The 20,538-nt window shown below is 54.6% G+C and carries 26 protein-coding genes and 1 tRNA gene; 9 read left to right on the forward strand and 18 right to left on the reverse strand.

The genetic code is table 11. The annotated features are described in order from the left end of the window. Positions 1 to 42 precede the first annotated feature (42 nt). From DKB71_RS24760 to DKB71_RS24780, 5 genes are all read right to left on the reverse strand, one after another. The gene (locus DKB71_RS24760; protein WP_323607080.1) at positions 43 to 510 is read right to left on the reverse strand and encodes a glycine zipper domain-containing protein; all 468 of its coding nucleotides are present in this window, start codon (positions 508 to 510) and stop codon (positions 43 to 45) included. 113 nt (positions 511 to 623) lie between these two features. Continuing rightward, a complete protein-coding gene (locus DKB71_RS24765) occupies positions 624 to 992 on the reverse strand; it encodes a hypothetical protein (protein WP_047531564.1) in 369 nt (122 codons plus the stop codon). 311 nt (positions 993 to 1,303) lie between these two features. Then, entirely contained in the window at positions 1,304 to 1,492 is a 189-nt protein-coding gene (locus tag DKB71_RS24770; protein WP_274073157.1) for a hypothetical protein, read from the reverse strand. A gap of 143 nt (positions 1,493 to 1,635) precedes the next feature. Further along, entirely contained in the window at positions 1,636 to 1,956 is a 321-nt protein-coding gene (locus DKB71_RS24775; RefSeq protein WP_408598038.1) for a YbjQ family protein, read from the reverse strand. A gap of 65 nt (positions 1,957 to 2,021) precedes the next feature. After that, a complete protein-coding gene (locus DKB71_RS24780) occupies positions 2,022 to 2,204 on the reverse strand; it encodes a hypothetical protein (RefSeq protein WP_274073285.1) in 183 nt (60 codons plus the stop codon). Between the two features lie 455 nt (positions 2,205 to 2,659). Here DKB71_RS24780 and DKB71_RS24785 point away from each other — a divergent pair, with 455 nt between their 5' ends. The 4 genes from DKB71_RS24785 (at position 2,660) to DKB71_RS24800 (ending at position 6,526) form a co-directional block, all read left to right on the forward strand. Continuing rightward, on the forward strand, positions 2,660 to 4,201 hold the full coding sequence (locus DKB71_RS24785) for a tyrosine-type recombinase/integrase (RefSeq protein WP_408598040.1): 1,542 nt from the start codon (positions 2,660 to 2,662) through the stop codon (positions 4,199 to 4,201). Positions 4,202 to 4,856: 655 nt separating this feature from the next. After that, complete coding sequence (locus DKB71_RS24790; protein WP_408598042.1) at positions 4,857 to 5,228, forward strand: Rap1a/Tai family immunity protein; 372 nt, start codon at positions 4,857 to 4,859, stop codon at positions 5,226 to 5,228. Positions 5,229 to 5,406: 178 nt separating this feature from the next. Beyond that, on the forward strand, positions 5,407 to 6,003 hold the full coding sequence (locus tag DKB71_RS24795; RefSeq protein WP_408598044.1) for a hypothetical protein: 597 nt from the start codon (positions 5,407 to 5,409) through the stop codon (positions 6,001 to 6,003). Between the two features lie 145 nt (positions 6,004 to 6,148). After that, positions 6,149 to 6,526, forward strand: a complete 378-nt coding sequence (locus tag DKB71_RS24800; RefSeq protein WP_408598046.1) for a Rap1a/Tai family immunity protein — start codon at positions 6,149 to 6,151, stop codon at positions 6,524 to 6,526. A gap of 369 nt (positions 6,527 to 6,895) precedes the next feature. On the opposite strand, the gene DKB71_RS24805 is transcribed toward DKB71_RS24800, so the two are convergent. After that, positions 6,896 to 7,639, reverse strand: coding sequence for a recombinase family protein (locus DKB71_RS24805; RefSeq protein WP_408598048.1), 744 nt, complete (start codon positions 7,637 to 7,639; stop codon positions 6,896 to 6,898). A 79-nt stretch (positions 7,640 to 7,718) separates the two neighbouring features. Next, positions 7,719 to 8,096, reverse strand: a complete 378-nt coding sequence (locus DKB71_RS24810) for a hypothetical protein (protein ID WP_408598050.1) — start codon at positions 8,094 to 8,096, stop codon at positions 7,719 to 7,721. Between the two features lie 380 nt (positions 8,097 to 8,476). Between DKB71_RS24810 and DKB71_RS24815 the strand changes: the two genes are divergently transcribed. Together DKB71_RS24815 and DKB71_RS24820 are read left to right on the forward strand one after the other, a co-directional pair. Beyond that, complete coding sequence (locus DKB71_RS24815) at positions 8,477 to 8,836, forward strand: hypothetical protein (protein ID WP_408598052.1); 360 nt, start codon at positions 8,477 to 8,479, stop codon at positions 8,834 to 8,836. A gap of 18 nt (positions 8,837 to 8,854) precedes the next feature. Continuing rightward, on the forward strand, positions 8,855 to 9,253 hold the full coding sequence (locus DKB71_RS24820; RefSeq protein ID WP_408598054.1) for a hypothetical protein: 399 nt from the start codon (positions 8,855 to 8,857) through the stop codon (positions 9,251 to 9,253). 178 nt (positions 9,254 to 9,431) lie between these two features. On the opposite strand, the gene DKB71_RS24825 is transcribed toward DKB71_RS24820, so the two are convergent. The 9 genes from DKB71_RS24825 to DKB71_RS24865 all read right to left on the reverse strand — a co-directional run bounded on the left by DKB71_RS24825 (position 9,432) and on the right by DKB71_RS24865 (position 14,672). Beyond that, positions 9,432 to 10,559 carry a hypothetical protein gene (locus DKB71_RS24825; RefSeq protein ID WP_408598056.1) on the reverse strand — a complete coding sequence of 376 codons (1,128 nt, stop codon included), beginning with the start codon at positions 10,557 to 10,559 and terminating at the stop codon, positions 9,432 to 9,434. 404 nt (positions 10,560 to 10,963) lie between these two features. Beyond that, positions 10,964 to 11,371, reverse strand: a complete 408-nt coding sequence (locus DKB71_RS24830; RefSeq protein WP_408598058.1) for a hypothetical protein — start codon at positions 11,369 to 11,371, stop codon at positions 10,964 to 10,966. Positions 11,372 to 11,398: 27 nt separating this feature from the next. Then, on the reverse strand, positions 11,399 to 11,632 hold the full coding sequence (locus DKB71_RS24835; RefSeq protein WP_408598060.1) for a hypothetical protein: 234 nt from the start codon (positions 11,630 to 11,632) through the stop codon (positions 11,399 to 11,401). Positions 11,633 to 11,999: 367 nt separating this feature from the next. Further along, entirely contained in the window at positions 12,000 to 12,278 is a 279-nt protein-coding gene (locus DKB71_RS24840; RefSeq protein WP_408598062.1) for a hypothetical protein, read from the reverse strand. A 26-nt stretch (positions 12,279 to 12,304) separates the two neighbouring features. Then, positions 12,305 to 12,826, reverse strand: coding sequence for a hypothetical protein (locus tag DKB71_RS24845; RefSeq protein WP_408598064.1), 522 nt, complete (start codon positions 12,824 to 12,826; stop codon positions 12,305 to 12,307). A 175-nt stretch (positions 12,827 to 13,001) separates the two neighbouring features. Further along, positions 13,002 to 13,226, reverse strand: coding sequence for a hypothetical protein (locus DKB71_RS24850; RefSeq protein WP_408598066.1), 225 nt, complete (start codon positions 13,224 to 13,226; stop codon positions 13,002 to 13,004). 56 nt (positions 13,227 to 13,282) lie between these two features. Then, positions 13,283 to 13,441 (reverse strand): hypothetical protein, encoded by a 159-nt coding sequence (locus DKB71_RS24855; protein ID WP_408598068.1) that lies wholly within the window; start codon positions 13,439 to 13,441, stop codon positions 13,283 to 13,285. Between the two features lie 896 nt (positions 13,442 to 14,337). Beyond that, positions 14,338 to 14,427 (reverse strand) — tRNA-Ser (locus tag DKB71_RS24860). Positions 14,428 to 14,435: 8 nt separating this feature from the next. Continuing rightward, a complete protein-coding gene (locus DKB71_RS24865; protein WP_408598070.1) occupies positions 14,436 to 14,672 on the reverse strand; it encodes a hypothetical protein in 237 nt (78 codons plus the stop codon). A gap of 64 nt (positions 14,673 to 14,736) precedes the next feature. Here DKB71_RS24865 and DKB71_RS24870 point away from each other — a divergent pair, with 64 nt between their 5' ends. The 3 genes from DKB71_RS24870 (at position 14,737) to DKB71_RS24880 (ending at position 17,462) form a co-directional block, all read left to right on the forward strand. After that, the gene (locus DKB71_RS24870; protein WP_274073141.1) at positions 14,737 to 15,426 is read left to right on the forward strand and encodes a crotonase/enoyl-CoA hydratase family protein; all 690 of its coding nucleotides are present in this window, start codon (positions 14,737 to 14,739) and stop codon (positions 15,424 to 15,426) included. 205 nt (positions 15,427 to 15,631) lie between these two features. Beyond that, positions 15,632 to 16,354 (forward strand): 1-acyl-sn-glycerol-3-phosphate acyltransferase, encoded by a 723-nt coding sequence (locus tag DKB71_RS24875; protein ID WP_274073140.1) that lies wholly within the window; start codon positions 15,632 to 15,634, stop codon positions 16,352 to 16,354. 136 nt (positions 16,355 to 16,490) lie between these two features. Continuing rightward, positions 16,491 to 17,462, forward strand: a complete 972-nt coding sequence (locus DKB71_RS24880) for a magnesium and cobalt transport protein CorA (RefSeq protein WP_408598073.1) — start codon at positions 16,491 to 16,493, stop codon at positions 17,460 to 17,462. 103 nt (positions 17,463 to 17,565) lie between these two features. Here the strand turns inward: DKB71_RS24880 and DKB71_RS24885 are convergent, their stop codons facing one another. Beyond that, complete coding sequence (locus DKB71_RS24885) at positions 17,566 to 18,288, reverse strand: amidotransferase (protein ID WP_408598075.1); 723 nt, start codon at positions 18,286 to 18,288, stop codon at positions 17,566 to 17,568. A 94-nt stretch (positions 18,289 to 18,382) separates the two neighbouring features. Continuing rightward, positions 18,383 to 20,527, reverse strand: a complete 2,145-nt coding sequence (locus DKB71_RS24890; protein WP_408598077.1) for a 3-hydroxyacyl-CoA dehydrogenase NAD-binding domain-containing protein — start codon at positions 20,525 to 20,527, stop codon at positions 18,383 to 18,385. Positions 20,528 to 20,538: the final 11 nt, after the last annotated feature.

A 20,538-nucleotide genomic window follows, 5' to 3' on the forward strand; every position in this document is an offset into this window, starting at 1 on the left:
TCGATCAGGGAGACCATCGGTTACGTCGCTGAGCGATGCCCGTCAGTGATGCTTGTTCTTGTGTTTGTTTTTATGTTTATGGCCGCCACCGGAATGGGACCCGCCATCGTCGCTTCCCAGATTGTTGCCCACCGCACCACCGGCTGCGCCACCCAGGCCTGCACCAATGGTCGAGCCGGTGGAGCCACCCAGGCTGTTGCCGATCACCGAACCGCCTGCCGAACCTAATCCACCGCCGACCGCGGCCTCGGTGCGGCTGCCCTTGGGTGCGCCGACCGCACTGCCGGCGGCGCCGCCGACACCGGCACCAATGGCGGCGCCTGTGCTGCCGCCCATTTGTCCGCCAACCACATTGCCTAATGCACCACCAAGTCCACCGCCAACGGCGGCAGTACCGTCGCCTGCCGCCAGCGCGAACGGAGACAGAAACAATCCAAAAACAAGCGCCGGCAACGTCAAGCGTCGAGTACCTGGGTATCGCACTTCATTGCCTTTGGTTTTCGGGGTCATGGCACGCCTCGTATTTTATCGGGGGTATGGAGCATTCGAGGCGCAAACGGCAGAAACGTTCAAAACGCAAAAGCCCGGCATCAAGCCGGGCTTTTGCGTGAGATCCTTCGGGATCAGTGACGCTTGTGACCTTTGGCCAGGTTGCTGCCGACGCCGCCGCCCAGGGCGCCACCCAGGCCTGCGCCGATGGTTGAACCGGTCTTGCCACCCAGGCTGTTGCCGATCACCGAACCACCGGCAGCGCCAACGCCACCACCGATGGCAGCGCTGGTACGGTGGCCTTTCTTGGCGGCAACCGCACTGCCGGCTGCGCCAGCGACACCGGCACCAATCGCGGCACCGGTGCTGCCGCCCATGCTCTGGCCAACGACGTTACCCAGTGCGCCACCCAGGCCACCACCAACGGCGGCAGTGCCGTCGCCGGCCATTGCACCTTGAGCAACCAGAAGACCCAGAACCAGAGCAGGCAGTGTGAAACGCATGACAGAAACCTCAAAAAATAGGGATGAAACTCAAAGGGGCGAGATTGAATGCTTTAGAGGAGACAAAGTCCAGACATGCGCGCGCTCAACCTCGTTATAGGCGACGGTTGGACAGCAATTTCGGGAAAGGTTTTATCGCAGGCAAAAAAAAGCCCGCTGGGGAACGGGCAGGGTGTTGCTTCTAACGGATGAGTTGAGCCTACGTAGGGCCTTGTGAAAAGTTTGTGAAAATAATCCAGATTAAATATTCGTTCACATTCAGGGCACAAAAAACCCCGTTCGATGACGGGGTTTGCTCGCGGGTACATTTACTACTGCCTGGCCGACTCCCTTAGCTTGGGCAGGAATTTCCCCTTCAACACTCGACAAGCCTTGGTCTTGATCTTGAGGACCTTGACCTGGTCTTCGCCGAAGCTGGCCACGTACTCCGTCTGGCCGCACTGAACGTAGTTGTTGATCGGATATTCTGCGCCGTCGTCTTCGATATACGGTTCAGTCATCGCTTCACCCCTCTCAAAAGCGGGATCGACACCGGCAAGCCCTTTGCACGAAAAATATCGATCACCAAGGATTTTGAGACTAGCCGGTCATTAACGGACTTGTAGTTCGGATCAGCGAATGCCCGACGAATGGGCAGGAACTTTCACTTCAGTCTGACTGCCGTTCCGGATACAAAAACCACCACCATGCCGCCCTTTCCTGATGGCATGCTGATCTGATAATCGAGCCCCACCACCGCATCCGCCTGCAGTGCCCGCGCTCGCTCCCTGATCTCGTCGGTGACCTGGCTACGTGCCTCTTGCAACGCCCGCTCCAGGGTCTGGGAACGCCCGCCGAAAATATCCCGCATACCGGCAAAAAGGTCGCGGACAAGGTTGACGCCCTGCACCGACTCGGCGCTGACGATGTCCAGGTAGGCGGTGATGTGGCGGCCTTCGATTGTGTGGGTGGTCGTCGTGATCATGGGATGTCCTTGTTGTGCAGGTCGGATCTGGCCGTGCCCCCCCCGGACAGATCGATCGAATAGCGTCAGAGCAACTTCACCAGTACCGCAGTGACGGTGGCTACCGTGCCAATCAGTCCGGTGGCCACCGCCACCGGATACCAAAAGGTTTCACGGGTCATCTTGCCCGCTTCGGCGTTCAGCTTGCGCTGTTCAGCCATCAGCTTGACGATTTCCACATGAACCTTTTCGAGTTCGGCCTGCTTCATGGTGAATTCCTGCATGGCGGGTACCTTTCCATCCTGGAGTGGGCGCGTTGGGTGCGGTCATTTATTTTGCACCCGGAAAACATAAAACCAATACCCTTTTCCAAGACGACCTGTTTCAAGTAGCAAGTCCCTATGAAAGCAGTTATCCACTCGACTCTCCAGCATGACGTCCTACACGCCGAGCTCATTTCCTACGGGAATTTAGGAATTACCTTTGCTCGGTTATCTGTCGCAGTTGCGCGGTGTATATGTAAATGACACGCCCAAAAACACAAAACCCCCGGCTTCTCTCGAAACCAGGGGTTCTGTTTACATCGAATTTGGCGGTGAAGGAGAGATTCGAATTAATCGACCTTTTCGACCAGCAACCGCCGTATTCCGGGGCTTTCAGCGTGCATAGTAGTACAATCGAGTAGTACAATCCGCTGTACCACTCCCCTCCCCGCGGCGCTCACATGGCAGACAACCTCATCCAGAAGGCAGGCGAATCCACTTGGTATGTCCGGCTGCAAGTCCCGGCGGATGTACAGCACAAGCTCGGCGCCAAGGTGTTGATCAAGTCACTGAAGACCGGGCTACGGAAGGTAGCCATGGATGCACGCCTGCCCATCCTCGCTGAATGGAAAGCACAGATTGCAGCGGCACGAGCTGCCAAAGCAGCAGCACGCGAGCAATGGCGTCAGGAAGTTGCTGATAAGAGTACGGCACTGGATGCACGGGTCGACTCCGAGCTGCTCAAAGCGATCAAGAACCCACCGAAAGGTCTTGGTGGTAGTGAATCCGAAATCATGGCTCGAAGTGAGCAATTGGAGCGCGAGAAAGTTGCATTTCTACGGGAGCTTCAAGCGCTTGAAGTGGAAGGTGCGAAAGGGCTGACAGGTGAAGTAATCAAACTGTTCGAGTCAAACCCTCCCGTCTCAATGGTGGATGCGGTACAACGTATCGCCGGGCTTACTCGCAATGTAACCGTGCAACTGGCCGAGCATCGCTATGGCCTCAGTTCTGCTGAGATAGCCGAAGCCAACACCATCACGAGCGAGCCATCCAGCTACAAACCAGCATCGCCCATCACCAATGCACGAGTGAAAGCCTTCCGAGAATTCAGGGAAAGCCGTGGCGGCGCCCCGAAACATGTCGATCAGCAAGTGGTCAAAATGGAGAGGCTGGCGGCCTTCCTGAAGAAAGAGGGGCTACCCCTCAACTTCGACACGGTGGACACATGGCTCAAGTCATTGAATCGCGCCCCAGCGACGCTAAGTCAGCACCTCATGGCGGGCACTGCGTTCTGGAATTGGGCGATGAAATATGACGCGGCATGGCGCGTGGAATACAAAGACAAGGTGAACCCATTCAAAGGGCACGATCTACCACAAGGCGGTGGCTCTGAGATTGCCGGACAAAGCAGGGAAAAGTACACCCGAGACGACACCCTCAAGTTGCATCAAGCCGCTCTGGATAACAAAGACAAGCCGCTGGCAGACCTCATCGCACTTGGCTGGTACACCGGGGCCAGGATCGAAGAACTCTGCAAGCTCAGCAAAGACAGCGTGATCACTGTCGATGGCATCCGGTGCTTCGACTTCCCGAAGAGCAAGAGCAAGGCGAGCAAGCGTGTGGTGCCAATCCATCCGAGTCTGCTATCCACCATTGACCGCCTGTGCGAAGAAACCACTGACACTTTCCTGATCCCCACCAGCTCACACGACCACTACGGCAAACGCTCCCATGCGATATCCAAGGCGTTTGGTAGATTGCGTACAGCAGCAGGCTTCAGCAGGCTCCATGTCTTCCATAGCTTCCGACATACCGTAGTCACGGAACTGGTCAGGGCGGACGTCTCAACCCCCTTGGCAAAGGAATTGGTTGGGCACAGAGAAGGCTCAGTGACGCATGACGTGTATTCGAAGGGTTCAAGTACAGCTCAGAAGCTGGCAGCGATCTCCAAACTCCCATCACTAGACCAACCCCGCGCCAGCACCTCTGACGAACCCCAATGATTACGGGGGAATGACGGTGCACCGCTGCGCTGAATTAGTAGCCTAATATGTATACCGGAGGGGCACCCTCGCACTCAGCGAAGGGTGAACACACAGCGGAGCTGTAGACAGGGATACACGTAGAAGGGATCAACCGAAAGCGCACGCTTTCAATCGTACCCAGCGTAGGACGTAGCACCATCGATCTTCGATCAGACGAACATCCATTAACAATCATCCACAATCCGCTTCGCTTCTGCCTTCTCTTGTCTGGAGTGTGCACACCCGAATGCGTGAGCATTCAACAGGACTACCGGTGAGCGAAGCTCAAGGCAGGATCAACCTTAGGTTGTTGTGATGATGATTAATGAATGTCTTCTCCTACTCAACGTGTTCTGTCGTGAACTCCGTTCACTGGGAATCCAGTCGTTAGCTCACGCTAACCGTGCATACCGCCTACAGCTCACGCTGTACGTGCACCACTCTGCGAGCGATCCCCTACGGTATACATATTAGGTCGTTAATTCTGCGCAAAGGGTGCCCATTTGCACCCCGTGTTTGCTGGACGTTGCACGAGTGCTCGGCGCAGCATTTTGCTCCAGGGCGAAGGTGTGACGTGATGGCAGCCAGCCATTGCAGCCGGTAACATGCCCCATTCACCTAGAAGGAAATCAGCATGAAGGCATGGATTGGGGCGGTTGCACTGGTAGGGCTTCTGGCGAGTGGCTCAGCAACAGCGGCAACAGCGGCAACAGGGAATGAGCTGCTTCAATGGTGCAAGAACGTGCTATCAAACAAAGAGGCGGAATCCACCAGTTACACTGCCGGGTACTGCACCGCAGTCGTAGTGACCGTTGGCGATCTGGTGAAAAGCATTAACCACGACCTAGGGCCAAAACTCCAAATCTGTGTTCCCAGCGGAGTGAGCAATGGGCAAATGGTGCGGGTACTGGTGAAGTATCTGGAAGCGAACCCGGAGAAACTCCACATCAACGCTACCGCGCTAACCATCTTTGCAACCCAACAAGCATTCCCCTGCAAGAGCTGACCAAAACCGCTTTCCCACAGGATTCATGCCGCCCTCCACGGAAACGGCAGGATCGACTATGCCTGCGGCGATCACACCAAGGGCAAGAACTAGCTCCAGGTCAACTGCGTGACGTCATGGCACGGTGCCTATCCACGGGGTAAGCTCTAGTTACTACGGCTACAGCGAAGGACGCGACATGACGAAACGTCAGCTGCAGAAGACTGGGAAGATGCACATTCACATCCACAACGACATCTCCAACACGGCTAACTACCTCAGAACACGTATCGAGGAAAAGGAAGCAATCGGGGACCGTAGCTACATTGCCCTAGACATCACCGCCTGCCTTGTCATGCTGGCGTTCACCTTCGAATCGAGGCTCAACTTCATTGGCGAGCAAAAGGTGGATGGCTTCAAGGAACGACGAGTCTTCGACACGAAGTTGGCGAAGGTGCTGGAGGCACTGGAATTGAAACCGGACTTCTCGATTCGCCCGTACTCTACGATTCAGGAACTGAAGGACTTCCGTGACACCATCGCACACGGCAAGCCTGAAACCGTCGTGATAGATGAACTGGTGGACACTGATCCGGGGGCCGATTTTGACGTTTTCGAGCTTAAAGGGGCGTGGGAAGGTTTTCTAACAACCGACTTCATGCGGCAGTGTTCCGAAGACATCGATTCAATCTGGAAAGAATGGCTGGCAACAGCAAAAATCGATGTGCATCAAACGATCACCCACGGCGAATACAGCATCACACAGCTAGAAGAACCCTCGGTCTTCAGTGGGTGATTGGCAGGCACCTTTTTTTCCACAGAATCCATGCAAGTCAGGCAAATTCGAATCCCTCACGAAACATCCCAGGCCAAACCAGTGACGCGATGGCATCCAGCTATTGCACCCGCTAATATGCCCTCTCACTCAAAAGGAAGACAACATGAAGGCATGGATTAGCGCGCTGGCAGTGTCGGCGACACTGGTGAGCGGTCAGGTAATGGCAGACGGAAACCAGTTACTAAGATCGTGCAAGGCGATGCTTGCAGCAGCAGATAATCCAAGAGTCAGCACTGGGGTGAGTGAACTTGAACTAGGTCAATGTATCGGATTAACGGAAGGTGCCAGAAACACAATGCTTGTTTTGAATCCAAGCCTCAGCCGGGACATGCAGACTTGCTTCCCTGCAACTGGAATTCAAAATGGTCAAGGCATACGGATCGTTATCCAATACCTTGAAGCACACCCCCAGCTACTGAATGAGGACGCCTCCCTCCTTGCCGTACTTGCATACAAAACGGCGTACCCCTGCAAGGGCTGACTGACCACAAGTCTCTTTGCCACAGAATCCATGCCCCGCGCCGCTAGAGCAGTGCAACTCTTGAGGCGATCGAGATTTTCCGGCTGAAAATAATGATGAGGCTCCCCCGGCGTGTCGTACTGCATCCAGCGAAGACGGGCACTGTCCACACCGGGCGAGCAAGGAGATTGTACGAGATTTGCTCAGAAACCGCCGAAGCGCTAAGCAGCGTGCACGCCGCCTCACTGAAAACCCACGAAAAATACAAATAATAACAACTCTCATTTGAAAGCTGTATGAGACGTCATGGGTTGCCTTCTGATTCGCCCGAGATACTTCCATCTGGGTCAAATGTATGACAAACCACCGCAGAACGGACCCTCAAACGACTTACAAAGATGTTTCTTTCGAAGGGAACTCAAGTCCCAGGTTCTTCATCACTCGGCTCACTTGAATTGAAGACCAATTACCACCCCGGCTTGTGGTAATACCCTTGCCATTGAGGCAATCAGCAACCTGCTGAAGTGTGCGACCACCCTTGCGGATACACAGGTCTATCGGATCACGCACCGACTCTTGCCACGAATTCACACGCTGTTGAATAGCCTCGCTAGCCTTGGCCCGGTTGGCCTCGGTACGACCTTTCTCCAGTGCCTCAGTACGGCGGGCAATCTTTTCGGCAGACTGGCTATCACCTTCATCAGCACGCTTCTGGAGAGCTGCTAGAGCTTCCTTGGTTCGGTTGGCGATGAACTCCCGCTCCTGCTGGGCCAGTGCTGCAAACAGATGGAGTTGGAAAGAGTTGGCCGTGGGCATGGTTGCCACTTTGAACTCCGTCTCTTCCATCAGACGGGCAATGTGGTGAACGGAACGAGACAGCCTGTCGAGCTTGGCGACTACCAACAGTGCACCCATCTCCTTGCACGCTGCTAGTGCCCTCTTCCCTTCCGGGCGATCCTCGATTGCCAACTTACCCGACACTACATCCACGAACTCACCAACGATGTTCCAGCCATTCTGCTTGGCTGCACGGTCGATGTACTCACGTTGAGCCTCAAGACCCAAACCCGACTCACCCTGCCCTTGACTGGAAACACGGCAGTAGCTCACTACGTCGATGGTGTTGGTGGTCATGTCTTGACTCCTAGAAGTGCATCTGGGAACCAATATAACAGACTATGATCGGTCGTTCTAGGTTTGTTATACCTGTGTTTCACTTCGACAAAACTTCTACATAGAACGTCCATACACCGATAACGAAGAGAACGATACCGGCGATTTTCGCAACACCTGTATCCCAGAATCCCCACCGCTTCCACCATGGACGTTTGGCTTCCTCTTCCTGCCTCAGAACGTGAGCAGCCTGTACACGCATCAGCTCCACCAAAGGACTTGGCTCAACAACCACTTCATGGACAGCAGCACGAGGAACATGCAGGTCGGTACAAATCTCGTACGACAAAATGGCAGCGTTTCTAGCCAGTTCTTCATGTTGAGCACTCAATTCCGCCATCCGCATCGCATCGGTTAGCACGTTGTTTGGTGATGCGACTGAGCCTGCTGGTTTGCTCGAATCTGAAATCATCGTCATTGCACACCTCCCATGGGGCCAATCCCCGGAAGCCACAGTTGCACACAAACTTTGATCCAGCAAGATAAAAGTGATTGACTATTGCAATGATTCGTGCATTACAAGCATCTACAAGCGCTTACTTGTAGATAAATGGCGTTTGGTTGCTGAAATCAAGCTTGGAACGCAATTTAACCTCCTTGCGTGCGATCACAAGGCCCGACTAAGACCGCTGCCACCATAGAGGCCCGTAGAATGCAGGCTCCAGCCATGGGCACCCTCTTCGCTCCAGGTCATCACTGTGACAGTGCTAGAGGTTTCGGTAAGGTTTCGGGCAGTTAACTGAAGGTTTCCGTGGGCCCTGCTATTCTTGAACCACCACACCCCCCGAGGGCTGAGACATGGACCAGCTTCTGCTCTACATGTTCATCTACCGTACTCTCATCGTATTGGCGGGAATCCTGAGCATCTACTGGGGATACAAGTTGTTCTACGTGATGAAGCTCAAACAGGGAGAGTTCAAAGTTAAAACAGGTGAGAACTATGAAGTGAGTATGAGCGATGTCGCTCCCGGTGTTTTCTTTGCACTATTCGGGGCTGGAATCATCATAGTCTCTCTAATCAACGGAATAACGGTAAAGCCTGCCCATCACAAAGAGGTAGAAGAAGCGGCCTTCATGCAGGAGGTTCCCACCAGCATTGAGACAATTGAAGTGGATGCCCCTCCAGAGCCGGACAGCAACCCTCCAGTGGATAAATGAATCTCAGGGACACCGTGTATGAATGGCTGGCAGCGGCTATGGGTTGTGGTTTGTCTGGTGATATCTGCCTTCACGGCATACCTCACGTACGACAACCTCCCCTCAGAGGAAAAGGTGACGTCGTTCCACACTCTGAGACTTGGTTGGCTGCAAGACGATTTGAAGCGTTTAACCGAGAAAGCGAGCAACAAGCCCGGACCATGGAATAACTTCGGGGAAGAAACAGTCGAGGGTGTCCGAGTGAAAATGCAGGAGGAAGACAATCTCTACAAAAAGGAACTTGCCGAACTTCCCGCTCAAAGACGCGACTACATCACCACCGCTTTCATGTTCTGTTTTGGCTTCAGCGTGAGTCTGTATGTCGCTGGCTGGGTGATTGGGTGGATATACCGAGGCTTTCGCCCTAAACGAGCGTAGCACGCATGGAACTCCGTTCCCCTCACCTTTGTATGTCCACTCAAATTGGCTACAAGCCACGAAATACAAGGGCTGCGGCAATAACGGTTAGTACAACCGTATCTTACCCGGTAAGTTTGTTTCTTTTAGACTGGCAACAGAAAGCCCCACCATTGCTGGCAGGGCTAAGTCGGTTGAATCAGTACGGTGCTGTAGTTGTGTATGTGTGCCCGATGCTATCCGTTCGGATTGCCCACAATGGAATGCTGATTGGCATGTAATCGCCAATGCGTTCAAATCCAAATGGAGTCTCGTGCACGTCCGAATCAACTTCGAGAGTGCGAGTGTTCCGAAGGATTAGACCATCAAACACCCCCTGCACATCTGCTACATCACGACCGTGGAGAAGATCGAACAACGCCTGTTCTTCACCCTCTTCCACATCCCATGATTCCCTGGGCCCCTTAGATTCGTGAACGGCCAGGAATTGGTCAGACAAAGGTTTCAACTCAGGTCGGAACTGTGCATGGCGGTCCAACTCAAGACGTAACACGCCGAAAGACGAGTGAGCCGTTCTTTTGATTCCAAACTCACGCACCAACCTGTGCTCCATCTCAGCACGAAGTTCCTCCAACTGCTTACCCTTCATTGTTTCGATAGCACCGATGTGAACAGCATGCTCCGGGATTGTTGCATCCAAGTTGTCACGCAGCCAAACAAGATTTTTCTGACGGTCTGTTGGCTTGATGTTGGCCAACTTCACAGTAGCAGCAACAACATCTTCACCCAAGTAAGCAATCAGTCGGTCAAGCACTGCACCATCCGGCTCATCTTTATCAACAGAATGGCGAGGATCAATGCTTGTTCGGCTGATGTACTTGCCAGCTCCGTAGTGTTTCACTCCGTGAGCCCTGTTCAACCCCGTAGGACTGATTACCAGATTCTCGGCATGTAACAGACCAAGTGTACGAGCGCCCTTCACAGCGGCAATATGAGACATCTCGAAGTGGTCGACATCGCCATATTGGTTCACACGGAAAGCCTGTTTGTAGAGCTTATTCAACTCAGCAAGGGACTCAGGCATATGACCGTGGAAAATATCGAGTGTCCCTGCCCGCTTACTCTCTTTTACACCCCAGTAGAAGAATGCTGATCGACTTGCATCATTAACATTTTTAGACTTTCGTTTTGCTGCCTTAGCTGCCTTTTGACATTCGGGAGTGCAGAACACTTTCGTAGCACTGGTGGTTCGGAATCGTTCCTTACAATGCCCACATGTTGGGCGGCGCTGTGTCTTAGCAGGTTTCTTTGGTGTTGCTGACTTCATTGTTTGCTCCATCGCGGTTAGCAGGTTGTTTAGGATTGGTTAGTGTGTATGTGTGGCGGCATCGACCAGAGCAGAAGACTTCTAGTTTGACTGCTGCGAATACGTGGCTGCAGTTTCTGCATGTGCAGGTTTTCATCTGTGGTTATCCGTTTGTTGAGATGGCTACATCGCCATTTGGGTGAAAGACGCAGTACCGTTGCTCACCTTCCGAGTTGAAAACCTCTTCAACGACAAGGCGTCTACGTGTACTGCCGATTAGTTCCATTGCTGCTGTAAGGGCTTCGCCCCGTGTGTAATATTCCATTGGCTTCATTGCAGGATTCTCCTGAGTGGGGTATGTCCATGAAAAAACCTCTCTTGCCCTTACGGGCCGTGGCTTAGACGGGAATGCGGTTAGCACAATGCTACCCTAGGGCGATGATGGTGAATGTTGCGTCTAACGGAAGAGTCTCAGCATATGGCTGGACGCTCTTATTCTGACGAACCGTGTAATCACAACTTGTTGCGGTAATGTTGGCTAGCTCGAAACTTGAAGTGTGGTTAGCAGAGATGCCTTCCAGAAACCCCAGGAGCTTCGGTGGCGTAGTTAAACCCTTATCGCCATAGCTGATAGTGCCTCTAGCGTAAGTTGGCCCGTTTGGGGCTTCTATGTCGCCTATTACTGGCACTGTGATTCGGAATAGAATCGGGTTACTGTCAGTGCCAGTTAGAGCATGAAAATAGCCCATCTCGGCAGCTTGAAGTGTGCCGAATCTGGCAAGTGCTCGGTACAGGTCATCGACCGTTACATCTATTACTGTTTCATATGTCATGTGTAATTCCTTGTTTTTAATGTGGTGTTATTTGGTTTCACTGTGTATAGCTTTGCTGACTTCACGTTGAACTGCCGTCATGATGAATGACTTCATCTGTTCTCGCTCATCAGCAAACTGCTGCTGTAACTCGTTGCGGTGCTGTTGCAACAATCGACCGGTGTGATCAGTGGTTTTATCAAAGATGTAGGCGGTCGTAACGAACATGCTGGTGACTTGTATTGCAGCGATAACAACCATCGTTTTAATTAAAGAGCTCACCGACTAGCACCGTAGCTACGCCCTGACTGAACATGTCCGTCTAGGTGAGCTTGAACCAAATCATGGAACAACTTGCGACCTGTACCGCGATACAACAGAGACTCTGTGTAATTCCCGGTCGTCTTGTATTCGGACAAGAAACTAAACGCAATCTCCGTAACCACAAGTGGACCACCCACAGCAAACAGAACACCGCCTTCAACTTTCACCCAAACGGATGTGTATTGAGAGACGCTAGACATCAAACGCATACGCTCCCTGAGAGCCTTGTTGAGCTTGCGTGGGCTGAAGTTACTCGAAGCTGATAGCCGGTATACGCTTCGGTACGGATGTTCATCTAAGCGGCTTAGGTGATGCTGTAGACTCATTACTGTTCTCTCTCTGGCAAGACGAGAACCCAACTATTCGCCGGGAACCCATACATGGTTGCGGGAAGTTGGAAGCTGTACGACATATGCTCTGGATATTCCATGTTGTAAGCCGTGACAGCCTCCGTGATTTGTTTATCTGTGTAATCTGCCGAAGACATCACCAACGTGATCAACTTGCCGTCATCCCTCACTGACTTAGCAATTGGTGCACGAACATCAACTGGTAATTGATTTGCCCACTGCAACAGCGGGTTCGTCGAATCGTATTTTCGCATCAGGATTTCCGTACATCTGTCCAACATTACTTGCCTCCTTTCAGTGCTGCACGAACTTCAGCTTCCAGCTCAGCCTCAAGTGCTTCGTCTGCTGCCCTTGCAGCTTCCTCACGTTCTTTCAACACTTGGGCCTTACGTTGGGCTACGGTGTTGGCAATGAGTGCTTCATTGGATTTTTCAACTCTTGCACGCAGTGCTGCTTCCGCCTCCTTGAACTCTTCTTTCAAATCAGCCTGAATCAATTCATCCGACTTAATGAGGTGCACCACATACACGTTAGATGTGTCGTTATTGATTGCGATGTCACTACGCTTCCAGCCTTGCGACTGTTTTTCGATAACTAGGTCAATCACCGCCTCAACACCGTAGACTTTGAACTCTACCAGTGGACCACGGAAGAACTTTGATGGGACATTGCCGTACTTATCGAACTCGCCAGTGAAGTACGAACCATAATGCTCAGGGCGTGCCATATACTCACGCTCAGCGATGTCTCTTGCTTCTTGCAGGTCAGCTTTCGATACGACTTTCAATACTTGTTGTTTCATGCTTTGTTTCTCCATAGATGTTGTGTTGCCCGAATGATGGGCGATAGGATGCCAAAGCCAGGAATAGGCTGTGATATGGCGATATTGGTTGTTTGGGGCCTTGTATAATGCGGCCTACAGCGGTGCAAAACAGCGACCCTGTACCCTAGGTAGGGGTAGGTGTTTTTACGGGCGTTTAACCCAATGATTCCAAGAACGCTGGTGACACATTCGCCAGCTCACCAACAGACACAAGAGCACCATTGCGGTTATTCCTGCCTGCTAGTTTGAAAAACTTGGTTAGTACCGCGTCGGATACTTTGATGAAGCGGAAGGTGGCACTGTCAGACGATGGCTCTGTTGAGCTGACGACGTTAACAATCAGGGATGATGCTGTGTGAATCACGATGTAGTTTGACATTGGTATTCTCTCTCATGTTGTGGGTTGCCCTCCTTTTGGACGTAGTTGAATGTGTGTTAACGCGACTTACGTGGGTAGTACAGGTCGATAACTCTGATGTGAACGCCCAGAGCGTCGGCAATCTCGCTGGCAGTCATCTTGTGGCAATGCCTGTAGATAAAGGTTCTAATCTGCTCGGCAGTCGCTGCTACACGCTGCTTTTCAACTGATGTCATCTTGTAGTTCCTCCGTTGGTGGTTGTGGGTTGATCGTATTGAGGTTGATTAACTTACGTTTCTTCGAACGGTGATACTCCTTGTTGCATGTCTGCGAACAGTACAACGCTCGCTGGGTCTTACTTGGGAATGGCGTGCAGCAGTGTTTGCACAGCCGAATTACTACGGCCATATGTTCTCCTATGGATGAGTTGTGATTGGGTATGTGGGGTGGAACGGAATTGCGGATAGAAAAAACGGCTAGGAAGATGGGGGTCTTCTAGCCGTCTCAAGTACATCTATGTCTTTGGTTCGAGGTGTTGCGAAGTTGTGCCGCTGGTAGATTAAGCCTTAACACTTGCGGCGTAGCGTCGAGGTACGGCACCACCCGCCTCTACCAAGTTTGTAGCCATGTCACCGGTTGGACACTGGAGCCCTCCACCAAATGGATTAGGGCGGCTGTTCGGTCTGTGGAAACGCCAGTCACCGAACGGAGCGGGGTCGGATCTCTCCAACCACCCCTCCTGCACTAATTATACCACACACTGGCTATGTGTCAAGCACTATTTGCACATTAATGCAACATCTTTTTAGCTATTAGAAGCCAATCTTTGATAGCTAAAATGATGAAACCCATTCCCTGCTTGGCTTGTAGGCGATTCTGGTGTAGCCAACCACCGCACATTACCTGACGAACGGTAGATGCAGGGCAAAGCACAGACCGTGACACGGCTGGGGGCGTGATCGGACTAACGGTAGGGATCTGGGAGATGCTTGGGGTATGCGAGGGAGAAACGGCAACGCCCTTTGGATAACGGAGCGCCGGAAGGCGGGATGTGATGAGTGGTACAACCGAGTGGTACAATCGGAAATGAAAAAGCCCCGCAAACCATTGATTTGCGGGGCTTTTCAGAATGTGGCGGTGAAGGAGAGATTCGAACTCTCGATACAGTTTCCTGTATACACACTTTCCAGGCGTGCTCCTTAAGCCACTCGGACACTTCACCGTATCTCTTCAAACATGTTCTGTCTGTCGAGGCGCGCTAATGTAGTCGAAAGCTTTTCTGTTGGCAAACATTTTTTTGAGAATTTTCATGCGCTTAAGGCGCTTGGGTGTTTTTGGTTGCCCAGGGTAATGGCAAACCGGCCAATCTCCGGCCTGGCACCCCACCTCTATATAGCAGGCGGTACGCGGCAGGCGTGCCGGGTGACGCTGGCCGAGCGGGTAAAGGGTGACTGGCGAGTCAGTCATGGCGCTTTACCTTGCCGATGGCGGTGAGTAACTTCTGCCCTACTTTATTGAAAGGATTAGCGTCATGAGTGAGTTGATTACCTACCACCTCGAAGACGGTATCGCGACCCTGACCTTGAGCAACGGCAAGGTCAATGCCATCTCTCCGGACGTGATTGCGGCGTTCAACGCTGCGCTGGATCAGGCGGTGACTGATCGCGCGGTGGTGATCATTACCGGTCAGCCCGGGATTCTGTCGGGCGGGTACGATCTGAAGGTGATGACCTCCGGCCCCAAGGAAGCGGTGTCGTTGGTGACATCCGGCTCGACGCTGGCCCGTCGCCTGTTGTCGCACCCCTTCCCCGTCGTCGTCGCCTGCCCTGGGCACGCGGTCGCCAAGGGTGCGTTTCTGCTGCTGTCGGCGGATTACCGCCTGGGTGTCGATGGCCCCTTCAGTATTGGCCTGAACGAAGTGCAGATCGGCATGACCATGCACCACGCCGGTATCGAGATTGCCCGCGATCGCCTGGGCAAATCGGCCTTCCAGCGTTCCGTGGTCAACGGTGAGATGTTCAACCCGCAAAGCGCCGTGGCTGCCGGTTACCTGGACGTCGTGGTCGCGGCCGAAGAACTGCAAGGCGCGGCGCTGGCGGCGGCTCGCCAGTTGAAGAAAATCAACATGATTGCCCACAAGAACACCAAGTTGAAAGTGCGCAAGGCGCTGCTGGAAGCGCTGGACAACGCGATCATTCTGGATCAGGAACATATGGGCTGAGCCCGATGTTGCAGTAACCTAGGAGCCCGACCGTTGTGTCGGGCTTTTGCGTTGAAAAACGCTGGGAGCGCTCTAAGACCAGTCTGACCCGTCAGTCGGAAACATGTGCTCAAACATCGTCTATCTCCCGCCTGTATAGTGGCAATTGCCGAAAACAGTGCACATCCGTACACTGCGCCACCTTTTGTCCCGGTGGGGCCTGCAAATGCTCTTTGCTTTACGTATGTCATTGATGGCCCTGCACTTTATCGTGGCGGGTGTGCTGGGCGTGGTGCTTGGCCTGTGTCGCCCGTTCAATCCGGACAACAGCCGCCTGTGCGCGCGCCTCTATGCGTGGCCGGCGATGTGCATCTTGCGCCTGCGGGTAAAAGCCGACGTCGGGCCGTTGATGGACAAACCCGACAGCTGCGTGATCATTGCCAACCATCAGTCCAACTACGATTTGTTCGTGTTTGGCAATGTAGTACCCCGCCGTACCGTGTGCATCGGTAAAAAGAGCCTGAAATGGGTGCCATTGTTCGGTCAGTTGTTCTGGCTGGCCGGCAATGTGCTGATAGACCGTGGCAATGCGCACAAGGCGCGTCAGTCGATGTTGACCACCACCCATACCCTGCAAAACGAAGACACTTCGATCTGGGTTTTCCCGGAGGGCACACGCAATCTGGGCGAAGAGCTGTTGCCGTTCAAAAAAGGCGCTTTCCAGATGGCCATCGCGGCCGGGGTGCCAATCGTCCCAGTGTGTGTCAGCAGTTACGTCAAACACATGCGATTGAACCGCTGGCGCAGTGGGAAAATTCTGATCCGTTCCTTGCCGGCCATTCCTACTGCGGGATTGAGCCTGGATGACATGCCCATGTTGATCGCCCAGTGCCGCGAGCAGATGCGCGAGTGCATCGATTCGATGGATCGGCAGCTGCAGGCTGCTTAATACGCAGTGTGTCTCGACAAACCCATCGACTGGACGGGCGCCTTCGCCGGCAAGCCGGGCTCCTACAAGATTTCACTGACTCCCGGTAGCAGACAAGGCTAAGCTGAACGCTGCCAAGAAGAAGTGAATCAACATCATGGGTAGAGTTGTTGCTGCTGCCGTTTACAGCGCTGGTAAGAAAGTCACCAATATCACCCTCGACGAAGGCGCCGCCTGGGCTGCGAAGCCGGGGCACTTCGTCTGGATCGGCCTCGAAGAGCCGAATGAAGAGGAACTGTACAACCTGCAACGCCAGTTCAACCTGCATGAACTGGCCATTGAAGACGCCCTGGAAAAACACAGCCGCCCGAAGCTGGAAACCTTTGGCGATGCGCTGTTCATCGTCACGTATTCGCCCATCATGGAAGATGGCAAACTCAAATTCATCGAGACGCATATCTTTGCCGGCAACGGCTACATCATTACCGCGCGTAACGGTCATTCGGCGTCCTACGCCTATGTAAGGCAGCGTTGTGAGGCGCGTCCGTTGTTGCTGGAGCACGGGGAAGATTTCGTACTCTATGCCATCCTCGACTTCGTCATTGAAAACTACCAGCCGATGGGCGAAGCCATCCATGCGCAAATCGACGAGCTGGAACGCAACGTCATGTGCAGTTCACTGAACGAGCGCGACATTCAAAAACTCCACAGCCTGCGCCGCGATGTATTGCGCTTGCGCCGGTTCGCGGCGCCGATGGTGGAGATCGGTGAAGAACTGCAAAAGCTGAACTTCCCCTTCATCGACAAGAACATGCGCCCGTACTTTCGCGATGTGCAGATTCATGTGACGCGGCAGATGGAAGACCTGACGACCCTGGCGGACATTGCCAGCCAGACCATCGAGGTCGGGGTCTTGCTCGAGGCCTCACGCCAGAGCGTAGTGCAGCGCAAGTTCGCGGCCTGGGCGGCCATCCTGGCGTTCCCGACGGCGGTGGCGGGGATCTACGGGATGAACTTCCAGAACATGCCGGAGTTGACCTGGCATTACGGATATTTCGGGGTTCTGGGATTTATTGCGGTGGGGTGTGTGGGGTTGTGGGCGAGCTTCAAGAAGTCGGGGTGGTTGTAGGCGAGACCGAGGCGTTCGTGAGAATCGCGGTAGGAGCTGGCTTGCCAGCGAAGGCGACCGGCCTGACACACCGCGTTGCCCGGTTCGCCGGCAAGCCAGGCTCCTACACGGTTTCTGGCTTGTGCGCCACAAAACGCATCATCCACTCGGCGACGGTCGTGCCGTGGTGGTCATGCTCCAGGCTGGCCATGCCTTTGGAATAAATCTGCTCGCCCAGCGCCTGCTGGCGAATTTCCAGCAAGGCCCGGGAATAGTCGTGGATGAATTCCGGATGCCCCTGGAAGCACAGCACCTGATCGTTGATGTGGTAGGCGGCGAACGGACAGAAATCGCTGGAGGCGATGACCGTGGCGTTTTCCGGTAGCGAGGTAACCTGGTCCTGGTGACTGATCAACAGGGTCAGCTCTTCGCGCACCGGGCTCATCCAGGGCGCCTTGGCGGCCAGTTTGTAGTTATGGGTGCCAACGCCCCAGCCCTGGGTCGCACGTTCGCTTTTACCGCCCAGCAGCAGCGCCAGCAACTGGTGGCCGAAGCACACGCCCAGCAGCTTGTCGCCGCGCTCGTAGCGCTTGAGCAAGTAGGCCCTGAGGGTTTCGATCCACGGGTCGGTGCCAAAGGAATCGGCCTTGCTGCCGGTTACAAGGTAGGCGTCGAACGTCAGGTCATCGCCGGGATACTCGCCCTGCATCACGTTATAGACGGTGAAATCGGCGGCGATGGGTTGCTGCGAAAACAGGTGTTTGAACATCTGCCCGTAGCCCTGATATTGGTCAACCAATTCCGGACGCAGGATGTCGGTTTCCAGAATGCAGATGCGTAACGACATAAAAAATACCTGACACATGATGGGAATAATGCACACCCCAGAGCCTGCCTTGAAACACCGTGACAAGGCAAGCCCCGCAGTGTGTCACTTATCCCTAAAACGCCTCCCCTTTGGCGGCTTTCTCCAGCAGCAGCGCGGGCGGTGCAAAGCGCTCGCCGTATTGCCCGGCCAGATACTGGGCGCGGGCGACGAAGTCCTGGACCCCGTACTGATTGATGAACTGCAGTGCACCGCCGGTCCAGGCGGCGAAGCCGATGCCGAAGATCGAGCCGACGTTGGCATCCGCCGTCGAAGTCAGCACGCCCTCCTCCACACAGCGCACGGTCTCGATGGCTTGCACGAACAGCAGGCGATCGCGCACATCCTTTGGCGAAATCTGCCCGTCGGCCTTTTCGAAACGGGTTTTCAGTTCCGGCCATAGATGTTTTTGGCCACCCGCCGGGTATTCATAAAAACCACAACCGGCGGCCTTGCCCGGACGCTTGTACTCGTTGAGCAGCAAGTCGATCACGGCGTAGGCCGGGTGTTCGATCAGCGCCTTGCCTTCTGCCTGCAAGTCTTTGGCGGTTTGCTGGCGGATATGGCTCATGAGGCCGAGGGAAACTTCGTCGGAGATCGCCAGTGGCCCGACCGGCATGCCGGCCTTGCGCGCCTCGGTCTCGATCATCGCCGCGCAAACCCCTTCACCCAGCATGGCAATGCCTTCATTGGTGAAGGTGCCGAACACCCGAGAGGTGAAGAAACCGCGACTGTCGTTGACCACAATCGGGGTTTTCCGGATCTGCAGGACGTAATCGAATCCCCGAGCCAGGGTTTCGTCGCTGGTGCTGGCGCCCTTGATGATTTCCACCAAGGGCATTTTTTCCACGGGGCTGAAGAAATGCAGGCCGATGAACTTGCTCGGGTCCGGCACCGCCGTGGCCAGGCCACTGATCGGCAGGGTCGAAGTGTTGGAGGCAATCACCGCATCCGCACCCACCACTTGTTGCGCGGCCAATGTGACCTTGGCCTTCAACTCACGGTCCTCGAACACCGCTTCGATGATCAGGTCGCAACCCGCCAGTTCGGCATCGTTGTCGCTGGTATGGATACGCGCCAGCACGGCTTCACGTTGCTCGGTGCTGATCTGCCGGCGTGCCACCTTCTTGTCCAGCAACGCCGCTGAGTGCGCCTTGCCCTTCTCGGCCGCCGCCAGGGTGATGTCCTTGAGCACCACATCGATACCGGCCGACGCGCTGACAAACGCGATGCCCGCCCCCATCATCCCGGCGCCGAGCACCCCGACTTTTTTCGTCACATAAGGCGCGAAACCTTGAGGACGCGAACCGCCGGCATTGATTTCGTTGAGCTGGAACCAGAAGGTGCCGATCAGGTTTTTCGACACCTGGCCGGTGGTCAGCTCGGTGAAGTAACGGGTTTCGATCAAGTGCGCCGTGTCGAAATCCACCTGGGCGCCCTCCACCGCGGCGCAGAGGATTTTCTCCGGCGCGGGCAGTGTGCCCTGGGTTTTGCTGCGCAGGATCGACGGCGCAATCGCCAGCATTTGCGCGACTTTCGGGTTCGCCGGTGTGCCACCGGGAATCTGATGGCCCTTCACGTCCCAGGGCTGAACCGCCGCCGGGTTGGCAATGATCCAGCTGCGCGCCTTGCTCAGCAGTGCCTCGCGATCCACCGCCAGTTCATCGATCAAGCCCGCCTGCAAGGCCTGCTGCGGGCGAATCTTCTTACCTTCGAGCAGGTACGGCAGGGCCTTTTCAATGCCCAGCATACGCACCATGCGCACCACCCCGCCGCCACCCGGCAGCAGGCCGAGGGTCACTTCCGGCAGGCCGAGTTGCACCGAGGGATCGTCCAGCGCGATGCGGTGATGGCAGGCCAGGCAGATTTCCCAGCCACCGCCCAACGCCGCGCCATTGATCGCGGCGACCACGGGTTTACCTAGGGTTTCCAGGGTGCGCAGTTGGCCCTTGAGGGTCAGCACCATTTCGTAGAAAGCCTTGGCCTGTGGTTTGCCGACCTTGATCAGCTCATTGAGGTCGCCGCCGGCAAAAAAGGTTTTCTTGGCCGAGGTGATGATCACCCCCGCGATGTCGTCCTTGTCGGCCACCAGGCGGGCGACACACTCGGCCATGGCCTCGCGGTAGACCGCATTCATGGTATTGGCGCTCTGGCCCGGCATGTCGACGGTCAGGACGACGATCCGGTCCTGGCCCTTTTCGTAACGAATGGCTTGGTTCATAGACAGGTTCC

It is taken from the genome of Pseudomonas sp. PLMAX (assembly GCF_046042685.1).
Taxonomy (GTDB): Bacteria; Pseudomonadota; Gammaproteobacteria; order Pseudomonadales; family Pseudomonadaceae; genus Aquipseudomonas; species Aquipseudomonas putida_AE.

Excerpts from the sequence above, each read along its gene's own strand:
- DKB71_RS24760 (WP_323607080.1), bottom strand. The coding sequence starts at position 510 with ATGACCCCGAAAACCAAAGGCAATGAAGTGCGATACCCAGGTACTCGA.
- DKB71_RS24765 (WP_047531564.1), bottom strand. The coding sequence starts at position 992 with ATGCGTTTCACACTGCCTGCTCTGGTTCTGGGTCTTCTGGTTGCTCAA.
- DKB71_RS24770 (WP_274073157.1), bottom strand. The coding sequence starts at position 1,492 with ATGACTGAACCGTATATCGAAGACGACGGCGCAGAATATCCGATCAAC.
- DKB71_RS24775 (WP_408598038.1), bottom strand. The coding sequence starts at position 1,956 with ATGATCACGACGACCACCCACACAATCGAAGGCCGCCACATCACCGCC.
- DKB71_RS24780 (WP_274073285.1), bottom strand. The coding sequence starts at position 2,204 with ATGAAGCAGGCCGAACTCGAAAAGGTTCATGTGGAAATCGTCAAGCTG.
- DKB71_RS24785 (WP_408598040.1), top strand. The coding sequence starts at position 2,660 with ATGGCAGACAACCTCATCCAGAAGGCAGGCGAATCCACTTGGTATGTC.
- DKB71_RS24790 (WP_408598042.1), top strand. The coding sequence starts at position 4,857 with ATGAAGGCATGGATTGGGGCGGTTGCACTGGTAGGGCTTCTGGCGAGT.
- DKB71_RS24795 (WP_408598044.1), top strand. The coding sequence starts at position 5,407 with ATGACGAAACGTCAGCTGCAGAAGACTGGGAAGATGCACATTCACATC.
- DKB71_RS24800 (WP_408598046.1), top strand. The coding sequence starts at position 6,149 with ATGAAGGCATGGATTAGCGCGCTGGCAGTGTCGGCGACACTGGTGAGC.
- DKB71_RS24805 (WP_408598048.1), bottom strand. The coding sequence starts at position 7,639 with ATGACCACCAACACCATCGACGTAGTGAGCTACTGCCGTGTTTCCAGT.
- DKB71_RS24810 (WP_408598050.1), bottom strand. The coding sequence starts at position 8,096 with ATGACGATGATTTCAGATTCGAGCAAACCAGCAGGCTCAGTCGCATCA.
- DKB71_RS24815 (WP_408598052.1), top strand. The coding sequence starts at position 8,477 with ATGGACCAGCTTCTGCTCTACATGTTCATCTACCGTACTCTCATCGTA.
- DKB71_RS24820 (WP_408598054.1), top strand. The coding sequence starts at position 8,855 with ATGAATGGCTGGCAGCGGCTATGGGTTGTGGTTTGTCTGGTGATATCT.
- DKB71_RS24825 (WP_408598056.1), bottom strand. The coding sequence starts at position 10,559 with ATGAAGTCAGCAACACCAAAGAAACCTGCTAAGACACAGCGCCGCCCA.
- DKB71_RS24830 (WP_408598058.1), bottom strand. The coding sequence starts at position 11,371 with ATGACATATGAAACAGTAATAGATGTAACGGTCGATGACCTGTACCGA.
- DKB71_RS24840 (WP_408598062.1), bottom strand. The coding sequence starts at position 12,278 with ATGCGAAAATACGATTCGACGAACCCGCTGTTGCAGTGGGCAAATCAA.
- DKB71_RS24845 (WP_408598064.1), bottom strand. The coding sequence starts at position 12,826 with ATGAAACAACAAGTATTGAAAGTCGTATCGAAAGCTGACCTGCAAGAA.
- DKB71_RS24850 (WP_408598066.1), bottom strand. The coding sequence starts at position 13,226 with ATGTCAAACTACATCGTGATTCACACAGCATCATCCCTGATTGTTAAC.
- DKB71_RS24855 (WP_408598068.1), bottom strand. The coding sequence starts at position 13,441 with ATGACATCAGTTGAAAAGCAGCGTGTAGCAGCGACTGCCGAGCAGATT.
- DKB71_RS24865 (WP_408598070.1), bottom strand. The coding sequence starts at position 14,672 with ATGACTGACTCGCCAGTCACCCTTTACCCGCTCGGCCAGCGTCACCCG.
- DKB71_RS24870 (WP_274073141.1), top strand. The coding sequence starts at position 14,737 with ATGAGTGAGTTGATTACCTACCACCTCGAAGACGGTATCGCGACCCTG.
- DKB71_RS24875 (WP_274073140.1), top strand. The coding sequence starts at position 15,632 with ATGCTCTTTGCTTTACGTATGTCATTGATGGCCCTGCACTTTATCGTG.
- DKB71_RS24880 (WP_408598073.1), top strand. The coding sequence starts at position 16,491 with ATGGGTAGAGTTGTTGCTGCTGCCGTTTACAGCGCTGGTAAGAAAGTC.
- DKB71_RS24885 (WP_408598075.1), bottom strand. The coding sequence starts at position 18,288 with ATGTCGTTACGCATCTGCATTCTGGAAACCGACATCCTGCGTCCGGAA.
- DKB71_RS24890 (WP_408598077.1), bottom strand. The coding sequence starts at position 20,527 with ATGAACCAAGCCATTCGTTACGAAAAGGGCCAGGACCGGATCGTCGTC.